The sequence below is a fragment of the Cytophagia bacterium CHB2 genome, assembly GCA_030263535.1.
Classification (GTDB): Bacteria; Zhuqueibacterota; Zhuqueibacteria; order Zhuqueibacterales; family Zhuqueibacteraceae; genus Coneutiohabitans.
On record SZPB01000233.1, the window covers coordinates 1 to 10265 of the forward strand.

Below are 10265 nucleotides of genomic sequence, written 5' to 3' on the forward strand. Positions count from 1 at the left end.
AAAAAGCAGCCCGAGCTAAAACGCTGCAACTGTTTGAAACCTTGGCTCTCCCCGAGGCCGAGCGCTGCCTTAAGGCATACCCGCATGAATTGAGCAGCGGCATGCGCCAGCGTGTCATGATCGCGATGGCAATCGCATGCGAACCAAAATTAATCATTGCTGATGAGCCGACCACTGCGCTCGATGCCCGGCATCAATGCGAGGTGTTGGAATGTTTGCAAGGGTTAAAACGAAAACGTGGGTTGAGCCTGCTATTCATCACGCATGATCTCGGCCTGGTTGCCGCCTGGGCAAATCGCCTCGCCATTATGCACGAAGGCAGGATAGTTGAAGTTGGAACGACTCTGGAAATTCTGGCGCGGCCGCAACATCCGCAAACGCGACAACTGCTGCAAGCCGCTGGAAAATTCAATCGGACCATTTATGATGAAGCATGCTTTTGAAAATCAAAACGAATAAGGGAAGTTGCAGATTGCGCAACTTCCCAAAGCAACACGTGCAGCATGCCCGCTCCGCTTGTCGACATTCACCAGCTCAACAAATGGTACACGCGCCGAAATGGCCTCTTGGCCAAGCCCGCAGAGCCGGTTCGCGCCGTACAAGACCTCGATTTGCAAATCTTTCCTGGCGAACGCTTGGCGCTCATCGGCGAATCCGGCTGCGGTAAGACCACATTGGCGCATTGTCTGTTTCGCCTCACGCGGCCGACCTCGGGACAAATTTTTTTCCATGGCCGGGAGATTGGGGTTATGCAAGGCGAAGAATTGCTAAACTTTCGCCGGCAGGCACAATTTATTTTTCAAGACGCGGAAGCCGCGTTGCATCCGCGTCTGACCATCGGCAGCGCGATTGCTGAACCTTGCTTGGCGCATCGACAGCTTGATAAAAAGGAAGCCCGTTATCGCGCGCTCGATTTACTGCAGCACGTTGGCTTGTGCGAGGAGCATTACCACGCGCTGCCGGGCGAGTTAAGCTCAGGCCAGCGCCATCGTGCAGTCATCGCCCGGGCTTTGGCGCTTCAGCCCACATTCCTCGCCGCTGATGAACCATTTTCCTCACTTGACGTGCTGACCAAAAGCCGCCTCTTGAGTTTATTTGATTCTCTGCAACGGCAATTCGGATTCACTTATTTTTTCATATCACACGATTTATCGCTCGTTGGACAATGGAGCCAGCGTATCGCCGTCATGAAAGAAGGAAGAATCGTCGCCATTAAAGAAAACAGCGTGCCGGGCAATTCTCCGGTCGGAATGTGAGGCGTGTGAAAAAGCCCTGTTTTCGCGCAAGCGTTTGCGTCTTCTTCGTGTTTGAATTTTGCACATAGCCTTACAGAATCCGCGATGAGCGCGGTTTTGATCAGGCTGCTAATCTACCAATTGGGTGATGCACAAAAGTTTTGCGCGAGAGTTTTCTGGCAACTCTGAGGAATGAAATGTTTATAGTCATGCAGGCTGTTTCTGCAAACTCCGATAGGAGTGGCATATTTGGTTTTCACGATAAAGCCTGCGCCACGTCGCCGAAATCGACATATCACCCCTCGTGTTTTTCGTGGGGCAATTTTTATTGTGCCGCAGTAGAATTACGGCATGTCTTTTATAAGTTCGTGCGTCGAGAAAAAAAGCTCCTCAAAATAATACTTGTTTTGCAGGGCCATTAAACTAAAGCTGAAGAATTGCAGGGCGGCCAGCCCGCCGATGCTGCCGATCCAAAACGTGTGCGGCTCATGCTGAAATGCCGCACGGAATGCGGCCCACAATTGCATCATCCCAAATCCCGCCGAGGCGAAACCAGCCTGATATTGCGCGATGGTCTCGAATAAAATTCTTCCGAACGCACAACACGCAATCACGCCGGCGAACAGAGCGGGAAGCATTAAAGCGAACGCCGGTTTGAAAACAAACCCGGAGAACAGGCAGCGGCCGAGATGGCGTAGAATTTTCATATGCGAGACCCGCCGCGCGCCGCCGGGCTCTTGCGCTTCCCAATTCAGATGCCCGGGAATTTCGGCAATGCGGGCGTTCAAAATTTGCGCTTTGTAAATGATCTCGGTATTGATCTCCATGCCCGTGGATTTCAACTGCAGCGCGCGCACAAATCTGCCTTCATAAGCGCGCACCATGCCGGTAAGCGTGGCAAGGTTGCCGGGAGCCATGCGCGACAAGTAGCGATTGGCCTGACGGCTTAGGATTTCCCTTTCACGCGGCACATTCGAGCATTGTCCGCCCGCCATGTAGGGAGAAGCAAGGACGACATCGCACTTGTGCTCTCGCAACTTCTGCAACATCCGCGCGATGTGATCGGGAGAATAGCTTAAATCCACATCCATCGTGACGACATAATCACCCCGACACTGATGAAAGCCTGTGCGCAGCGCCTGGCCGAGGTTGAGATTGCTTTCATGGTGCAGCACGCGCACATTTTCCCTGGCGCGGGCAAATGCTTCCGCCATCTCACCGGTGGCATCCCTGCTGCCGTCGTTGATCACAAGGAGTTCCCAACGATAGTCCTGTTCCAGCGATTGCAGATATGCACAAAGTCTGGTAAGGTTTTGTGTGATAATCTCCGCCTCATTGAAGGCCGGGACGATGACTGAAACCAAAGGTTTGTATCTCTTATGCGCCGTCGCGCTGGGGTCATTTTCAATTTTTTGCGCTCTGACGATGTTCATCAAATACTCCCATGTTTTGACCAAATTGCGAATCTTCCTGTGTGCATGCGATTATAGATTTGAATGTTTGTACTTCAGCCAATTGAAAAAACTCAGGCCGGCGCGGCAGCCGCCGTGCTCACCGCCTTTTTTGCAGGTGGCGACCGTAAATCATCTATCCTGCTGTCGCCATGACTTCGGCGGTCCCCAGCCGGAACCGGGCGCACCTTGAGTCGCAATCGTCGGAAAATCGTCTGCGCGTGCGTGTTCATGGCGACCAGTTGAAAGTGTTGTTCGAGCGTGTTGATAACGCGTTCGAACAATTCTATCTTGCGTGCGCTGCTCAAATCCATACCCGGAAAGAAGGCTAAATCCGGCGCTTCATCACCGCCGAGTAAATCGAGCGGGTGTAGGAGAAAACTCGGCTCGATTTGCGTAAAGCGGCACAACTGTAATGCCGTTTGCAGGTAAAGCGTGAGCAGGCGCTCCGAAACCCGGCTCAAATAAAGCAAATAGCTGAGGTGAAACGGAATTTTGAAAATCGGCATGGTTGTCACCGGAATTTCAAGTATCTTTCTTCCGTTCAAAAGCTGCCAATAATAAGGCGCCACCGGCCGCAAGCCGTCGCTGAATTTTCCGAAAAGTTCGCGGCGTTGTTGCTTCTCCGCTGCCGTCAGTTTGGCGGTGCGAAAATAATAGGCCCTTGCCAGCGGCCCAATATAAGTGGGCAAAGTTGATGCATCGTATAGATAACCGTTTTCCTCCAGAACTTCGAGCAGGTCGGGACTCCAGCTAAAACCCGGTCCACGAAATCCAACCGGCTTCTGGCCGGTGACGCGCACGATTTGTTCCTCAGCAGCCAGAATTTCCCGCCTGACCTGTTCTTTGGAATAGAGCTGCAGCCAAGGCTCGTGATGAAACGAGTGATTCCCGATTTCATGTCCAGCCGCCGCGAGGGCGCGTAGATAAGCGGCGTTCTTGTCGAGCGCGGCATCCTGCCCGACGACGAAGAACGTTATCTTCAAATCGAGCCGCGCCAGCGCGCGCAAAACGCTGGGAATGAAAACATCCAAATATGTTGGAAACGTTTTCCAGCCGGCGTCGCCGTGAGTTTTCAGGTACGACCATTTATTGTCGAGATCGAGCGAGAGGCTCGCGAGCGGTTTGTGGGCATTCATGGTTCGCATGCTCGTTCAGAGTGGTTTTTAGTACACAGCTTCGGCTGCACGAGGCGCCTGGGCCTGGTGATTTTTCAACATGCTGGCGACGGCGCGTTCCGCTAGTTGCACTGTTTCATTCACATTCAAGGTGCCGTTCACGATGTGCGCCGAGTTGACGATATGAAGGCCGGGTATCGAAGTCTGCTTCGGCGGCAAGTTTTGTGAATAATTCAACGTCGAAAGCGCAAACACGTGGCGCGCTCGCGAAATGCGAAACCCCAACACCTGGTCACGATTGAAATGCGGATACATGCTTTCCAAGCCCCGCAAGAACTGATTGGTGATTTCGTCATCGCTCAGCGAGAACGCCGGATCGTCCGGCGGGAGGTATTTGGGCAAATAAACCAGTGCATTGCCGCCAAACTGCTCGCGCTTTACCAGCGCGGACATTTCAATCACGGCTGTAAATGGCAGGCCGAAGTCCGTGATGTTGGTGACGTAATAATCCGCCAAAGGCTTCTTGAGCAGGACTGATGCGCAAATAATGCCGAGATATTGAATGCTGTTGAGCCGTTGTTTTTCGCTCTCAGAGAGTTGCGGACAAAGGCGCGGGACAACCGGCGCGGGCGCAGTCAACACCACTTGATCGAATAGCTCGCGACGGCCGTTTTCGAATGTCACGCTCACCTGGGCGTCAAAACCCGGCGCAAGATTCGTCACCGCATTTCCAGTCTCGATCCGCACGTTCTCGCTTGCCAGTACCTTAGCAAAGCGTTCGAGGATGCGCGCATAACCGCCACGCACATAACCGAACATTTCTTTTTTGAGGCCGGTGCGGCGTGCGGCATACATGCGCGCGATGATCGCCCAGATGAAAGCCGCAGAAGCTTTCTGATACGTCTCACCCAGTTTTGCGCGCAGCAGCGGCAGCCAGATTTTTTCAAACGTACGGCGGCCGGACAAGCGTGTGAGCCATTCGGAAACCGGCACGCGTTCGAGCTTCTGCCAATTTTTGATTTTGGAAGCATAGGCAATGGTCACGCCCAGCCGCAACTTATCAAAAAGATGCAACGGCGGAAAACGCAGAAACTCAACCGTGTTCGACATCGAGTGGAGTTTACCGCCGGTGTAAAAGCCGGTGCGGGTATTGACCCAATGAATTTCTTTTTCCAAACCCAACTCAGATAACAACACACGCAGATGCGTGTCCGACATTAGGATCACATGATAATAACGATCCCAGGAAATATTGCCGATCGTCCACGCGCTGGCCAAACCGCCCAGGTGTTTTCCCGCCTCGACGAGCGTGACGTCCTCGCCGCGTTGCGCCAGGCGATGCGCCAGGGTCATACCGAGCATGCCGCCGCCAATGACGGCCCAACGCTTGCGCTCCTGCAGATCGACGCCAGCAGTTTTTCTTGTGTTGCTGTTCATGGTTGCACTTGTCTGCATGTTGCAATGGTTTTTTATTAACGATTCGGCGGGTTCAGCTCAAGCACCACTTTATCCTTGACGGCATACCTCAAGCCGCACGCCGAGCATTTAATTTCAGTAGTGCCGTCACCGTTGTTTTCCGAGAAACGCATGAGCAATTGTCCGCAACGGCATACACAACCAACCGACTTTGCCGGATGGCCGAATACCAAATGAAAATCGGGAACGGATTTCGTGACCAACGAACCCATGCCGACCATGGCAAATCTTCCAATCACCAGATCATTGCCGATAACGCAGCCCGCGCCGATGGTCGCGCCTTCACGCACCAGCGTCGGCAACGTATGTTCGTCGGGATCGGAAGATCTGAGCTGCTTCAAATCCGGCGTGGCCGCGCGCGGGAAACGGTCGTTCGTGAAAATCGTGCCCGCGCTGATCATTACGCCGTCTTCGATTGTCACGGCGGTGCAAATGGAAACGAAGGCGTTGATCTTGACGCGATTTCCGGTTTTGACCTCATAAGCGAGATAGGATTTCTCCCCGACGATGCACTGCTCACCGATTTGCGCCCCATAGCGGAGGTGAACGTTGTCCCAAACGCTCGAACCTGCTCCGATTTTGACGCCATCTTCGATGATAGCTGTAGGATGAATGCGGCACGTCGATGGCATTGCCGTGTCCGCCTTCTGTGTCGCGTGTTGATCTCCATGAATCATGTCGTTTTTCTTTCGTTTCTTGAGAGAAGAGGGCTTTTTCGTCGCCGGCGCATGGCCGTTGGACGCTTCAGCCCTCTTGCGTTGATGATGGTGGATGAACTTAATCGTCGCTTCTAGGCTGCTTTGCGGACAACGTTCAATGTCTCCGCGTCCTCGATTTTCACCCATTTGTTCGTGTGCATTGCATGGTAAGCGGCTGCGATGACGCGCACGGATTCCAGCGCATCTTGTAAGTCGATCACCGGCGCTTCTCCGTGTTTGATCGCGCCGGCAAAATTTTTGAGCTGGGCGCTGAATGCGCGCAGCTTGTCATAGCCCGCGCCGAACGGCACCCAAACGGAATTTTCGTGAAGCTTGTATTTCGAGCTTCTCCAGCCGATGTGAATGACGCCTCGTGTGCCATAAATGTCAATGAACGAGTCACGTTCCTTTTGGATGGACCAACTGAGATCGATTGTACCCGTAACGCCACTGGCGGTCCGGAGACAAATCAGCGCCGTATCCTCTACGTCGATTGGCTGCACGCGCTTTCCCGCCATTGCTTGCACCTCGACGATCGCGCCGAGCAGGTAGCGTGCGATGTCAATGGAATGGCATCCGTTGTCCATCAGCACGCCGCCGCCGGAAAGCTCCTTTTGAGAATTCCATCGCTGCGCCATATCCACTTTACCGCTAAAAACATTTTCGAATACGACCGCCTCGCCGAGCAGGCCGGAGGCAAGCAGGCGTTTGGCCGAAATTACGTCTTCGACATACCGGAACTTGGAGGCCATCATGAGCATTAGGCCTTTTTGCTGGGCTTTCTGCGCCATCAACAACGCGTCTTGCACATGCACGGCTAGCGGTTTTTCGCACAAGACGTGAATGCCGTGATCGAGAAAGAACAATGCGATCTCGGCATGTGTTGCAGGCGGCGTGCAAACGATCACGGCTTCGACCTCTGGATTATTCAAAACTTGCCGATAATCTGTGAACGCTTGGCAGCCGAATTTGTCGGCTACCTTTTGCGCTGCTTCCTTCCGGACGTCGGCGGCGCTGAGTAACGTGCACTCCGGATTCTGTGCAATGGCTTCGAGATGCGACTCGGCGATGCGGCCGCAGCCGATCAGCGCGAGATTCAGATGTGCCTTCTTTGTGATGCCCGACATGGCATTATCTCCTCAGTTTTTTCGCTGCCTCAATGATACTGGCTGCGATGAAATTCACATGCGCCACGGTATAGAATTCATTCCACGGCAGGACCACGACGTGCGCCAGCGCCTCAAGAGTGCCAGGGTATTCGTCGGAATTGTAGACTACCGGCGGATCGTTTTTGCGGCATTCCCCCTCGAACGGGAAGCGGCTGTTGCCGAAGGTGTTGCGTTCTTGCAGAATTTGGCACATGAATGCGGGTTTCTGAATGTAGCGGGGCGCCGAGAAAATCCCTTTTTCCTTGAGCACCGCGGCAAATTGATCGACCCCGCCTTGGATGATTTTCTCGTCGATGCGCAGGGGATACTTCCAGTACACGTGTTTGCTCTGCGACGTGATCTTGGGCGGCTGCACGCCGGGAACATCCAAAATCATTTCGGTCAGCATGTGGGCCGTTTGACGGCGTTTAGCAACGACATCATCAACCTTTTCCAATTGCGCCAGCGCCACGGCGCCTTGCAGCTCGGTCATGCGATAATTGAGCGCAAGAAAATAATGATCCGGTTTCGGATCGCCGTATCCCCACGCCTTATCGACAAACAACCAGGCGCGGCGCGTAAACTTTTCATTGTTGACGACGATGATGCCGCCTTCGCCCGTCGTCATGTGTTTGCCCTGCTGCAAACTGAAGCAGCCAATGTCGCCAATCGTGCCAAGCAAATTTCCTTTGTATTCGGCGAAATAGCTCTGGCAAGCATCTTCGATCACGGGAATATTGTGGCGGCGCGCCAGCTCCATGATGGGATCCATGTCACAAGGATTGCCAAAAAGATGCGTGACGACGATGGCCTTGGTGCGCTTGGTGATTTTCGGCGCGATGGTTTCCGCGGTGACGTTGTAGGTCAGCGGATCGACATCAGCAAAAATGGGAACTGCGGTTTGATAGATGATCGGCGTGATCGCGCCCATGTCCGTGATCGGCGAGGTGATGATTTCATCGCCCGGCTCCGGGTTGATCGCCGCAATCGCCGTGTGAATACTCGCCGTGCCGGAGGTGGTGGTGCGGCAAAATTTCACGCCATACTTCTCCGCGAATTTTTCTTCAAATTCTTTTACCGCCGTGCCTTTGGTGCAATTGAGCGTGCCGGAGGCGATCACACGTTTGAGTTGATCCAGCTCTTCTTGTCCGAAATTCCTGCCGGTGTTGTTGGCATCACTTGGAAGTTGCATGATTCTCTCCTGCAAAAGTGGTGTAAAGACTTTTTATGAAACCGAAGTTTGCAGCAGCGCCTTTGTTACTCATAGCTGCGGCGCTGCTGGCAAAGCCTCACAGTGGGTTAATGGGTAATCTTCAAATTTCGACAATGCCGAGGCGCCGTACAAGGCCTCGATTCGTTTTTGAATCTGATCAAACTCCATGCGGCCGATGCGAATTTCATTGGTCACCCGAAATGGCTGCAGGTTCTGGCGCAACGCAGATTCGTCAAGCTCTTGTTGTAGAAACGTCCGCGTGATTTTTTGCACATGTTCGCGCGGAAGCTGGCAGAAGCGTTCATATGAAACTTCTATATACCGCCCAGGCGCGACCCGCTGCTTGTCGGTGCGTAATTTTTTTTCAATACTAAAAACCTGTTCGCAAATTTCGTCAATATGGCCTTTGCCGGACGAGCTGTCGGCGCTGTGCAGGCCCCAGCCGATTTCTGCGCTGCCTTGAATCTGCTGCCGCGCCTGCAGCAGCGATTGCGCGACGTAAACGGGATGGCGGCGCACTTCGATGAAACAAGCATGATCAAAGATCGAGGCAAGCAAGGCCACGCAATCGGTATTGCGATTGTTTTTGTTGATAAACGGCTGCTCGAACGCGGCCAGCCACGCGTTGAAAAACGTTCTCATCTCACGTGCGGCGCTCGCGCTGATTTGTTGCGGCGCGCGATAGCGATCTGTGCCAAGCCAGCGGTTCCAAACGTGGAAGCCGTCGTTGGGCGCCGCCCAGCCCGCGACATTGCCGTAAAAGCTGCGATCATCAAAACGCTTGGCTTTAAGAAAACGCGCAAATTTAAGGCTTGCCGTAAGCGGCGCCCGCGGAAACAGCGCGCTCAAGTTGGTGAAGTATGTCACCGGTAAATATCGCGCCAGCGTTTGATGGAGCAGCGTGGTGCCGCTGCGCGGCGCGCCGACAACAAAAATGATGGGCAAGTTCGAGATGCGATTTTCTTCCTGCAACAACCGGCGTTCACTCTTTTCCAGCATCAGATCAAGCGGCCCCACGAACTTCATGGTCGCGGCGCGATACAACGCCGAGCGTGCGGCGCGATCCCCCGATAGCAGCATGCGTTTTAAAAGGCCGAAAGGATCTTTGAAATTGGCGTAACTTTTTTGCATTTGACTGCGCTCAATGAATGATGGAGACTGGCCGCGGTCGAACTGCGGCTTTTGCCTTGACGACGCTGCAACGAACGCCCGTTGGAGGCCGCACACGGTCACGCCGCGATTGCCAGGTTTGGTGCTGCCGATAGCGGGGCCTGAAAAAGCGGGTCCGCTTGCTGCTTGGCTCTTGTGGCAGCGAAGAAATTTTCGGGCCGTGAACTCACACCGAAATGATGTAGAATGGCCTGAACCAGGCGCTGCGCCGCCTGGCCGTCACCGTAAGGATTGCGCACGGCGCTCATTCGCCGATATGCCGCTTCATCGTGGAGCAGGCGCGAGGCCTCTTGCACGACGCTCTCCCGGCGCGTGCCCACCAGCTTGACGCCGCCGCTACTGCGGGTCAGTTTGGCCCTTCCCACAACGGTCTTGGCCTTACAGCGGAACAACGTATCCATGACGCCCATTACACCGGCACAGCCACAACCGCCGCGGAGTACATCCACGAGAGCATTATCACTCCCAAGGCTTACCTGGCGCCGGGCTATGAACACACTGCCCACCACATGCCCGCTTACGGCCACCTGAGTGAAAGCGATGTTGACGCCCTGGTGCAACTGTTACTGCAACAAAAGTAAATTTGCTTTGGAGAAGGGGTAGGGTTTATGATGATTTGACAATAAAATAGAAGGCCTGAGTTTTATACACTTTATCTAATATCAAAAGGAGATATTGCATGAGAAAAGTAGTATTAACAGTTAGCCTCGTTTTAATCTTAGGTCTGGCTGCCGGAATCAGCCATGCCCAGGAGGG

At 53.8% G+C, this 10265-nt stretch carries 10 protein-coding genes; 2 read left to right on the top strand and 8 right to left on the bottom strand.

From position 1 onward, the window contains the following. Together FBQ85_19890 and FBQ85_19895 are read left to right on the top strand one after the other, a co-directional pair. Nucleotides 1-443: ABC transporter ATP-binding protein (locus tag FBQ85_19890; GenBank protein MDL1877396.1), on the top strand; the 443-nt coding region annotated here is incomplete at its 5' end. A gap of 60 nt (nt 444-503) precedes the next feature. Next, complete coding sequence (locus FBQ85_19895; GenBank protein MDL1877397.1) at nt 504-1256, top strand: ABC transporter ATP-binding protein; 753 nt, start codon at nt 504-506, stop codon at nt 1254-1256. 323 nt (nt 1257-1579) lie between these two features. Here the strand turns inward: FBQ85_19895 and FBQ85_19900 are convergent, their stop codons facing one another. The 8 genes from FBQ85_19900 to FBQ85_19935 all read right to left on the bottom strand — a co-directional run bounded on the left by FBQ85_19900 (nt 1580) and on the right by FBQ85_19935 (nt 9919). Continuing rightward, nucleotides 1580-2668 (bottom strand): glycosyltransferase family 2 protein, encoded by a 1089-nt coding sequence (locus tag FBQ85_19900; GenBank protein MDL1877398.1) that lies wholly within the window; start codon nt 2666-2668, stop codon nt 1580-1582. A 92-nt stretch (nt 2669-2760) separates the two neighbouring features. Then, nucleotides 2761-3825: a polysaccharide deacetylase gene (locus FBQ85_19905; GenBank protein MDL1877399.1), complete on the bottom strand. Its 1065-nt coding sequence runs from the start codon at nt 3823-3825 to the stop codon at nt 2761-2763. 27 nt (nt 3826-3852) lie between these two features. Further along, complete coding sequence (locus tag FBQ85_19910) at nt 3853-5241, bottom strand: NAD(P)/FAD-dependent oxidoreductase (protein ID MDL1877400.1); 1389 nt, start codon at nt 5239-5241, stop codon at nt 3853-3855. A gap of 35 nt (nt 5242-5276) precedes the next feature. Next, nucleotides 5277-5912 (bottom strand): N-acetyltransferase, encoded by a 636-nt coding sequence (locus FBQ85_19915; protein MDL1877401.1) that lies wholly within the window; start codon nt 5910-5912, stop codon nt 5277-5279. A 158-nt stretch (nt 5913-6070) separates the two neighbouring features. Next, nucleotides 6071-7105 (bottom strand): Gfo/Idh/MocA family oxidoreductase, encoded by a 1035-nt coding sequence (locus FBQ85_19920; GenBank protein ID MDL1877402.1) that lies wholly within the window; start codon nt 7103-7105, stop codon nt 6071-6073. 4 nt (nt 7106-7109) lie between these two features. Further along, nucleotides 7110-8318: a DegT/DnrJ/EryC1/StrS family aminotransferase gene (locus tag FBQ85_19925; GenBank protein ID MDL1877403.1), complete on the bottom strand. Its 1209-nt coding sequence runs from the start codon at nt 8316-8318 to the stop codon at nt 7110-7112. 69 nt (nt 8319-8387) lie between these two features. Next, on the bottom strand, nt 8388-9470 hold the full coding sequence (locus FBQ85_19930; protein MDL1877404.1) for a sulfotransferase: 1083 nt from the start codon (nt 9468-9470) through the stop codon (nt 8388-8390). Nucleotides 9471-9568: 98 nt separating this feature from the next. Then, nucleotides 9569-9919 carry a hypothetical protein gene (locus tag FBQ85_19935; protein MDL1877405.1) on the bottom strand — a complete coding sequence of 117 codons (351 nt, stop codon included), beginning with the start codon at nt 9917-9919 and terminating at the stop codon, nt 9569-9571. Nucleotides 9920-10265 lie beyond the last annotated feature (346 nt).

Bases quoted from the DNA above. Each gene is read 5' to 3' on its own strand.
- FBQ85_19910 (MDL1877400.1), bottom strand. From the start codon at position 5,241: ATGAACAGCAACACAAGAAAAACTGCTGGCGTCGATCTGCAGGAGCGC.
- FBQ85_19915 (MDL1877401.1), bottom strand. From the start codon at position 5,912: ATGCCATCGACGTGCCGCATTCATCCTACAGCTATCATCGAAGATGGC.
- FBQ85_19925 (MDL1877403.1), bottom strand. From the start codon at position 8,318: ATGCAACTTCCAAGTGATGCCAACAACACCGGCAGGAATTTCGGACAA.
- FBQ85_19920 (MDL1877402.1), bottom strand. From the start codon at position 7,105: ATGTCGGGCATCACAAAGAAGGCACATCTGAATCTCGCGCTGATCGGC.
- FBQ85_19935 (MDL1877405.1), bottom strand. From the start codon at position 9,919: ATGGGCGTCATGGATACGTTGTTCCGCTGTAAGGCCAAGACCGTTGTG.
- FBQ85_19930 (MDL1877404.1), bottom strand. From the start codon at position 9,470: ATGCAAAAAAGTTACGCCAATTTCAAAGATCCTTTCGGCCTTTTAAAA.
- FBQ85_19900 (MDL1877398.1), bottom strand. From the start codon at position 2,668: ATGAACATCGTCAGAGCGCAAAAAATTGAAAATGACCCCAGCGCGACG.
- FBQ85_19895 (MDL1877397.1), top strand. From the start codon at position 504: ATGCCCGCTCCGCTTGTCGACATTCACCAGCTCAACAAATGGTACACG.
- FBQ85_19905 (MDL1877399.1), bottom strand. From the start codon at position 3,825: ATGAATGCCCACAAACCGCTCGCGAGCCTCTCGCTCGATCTCGACAAT.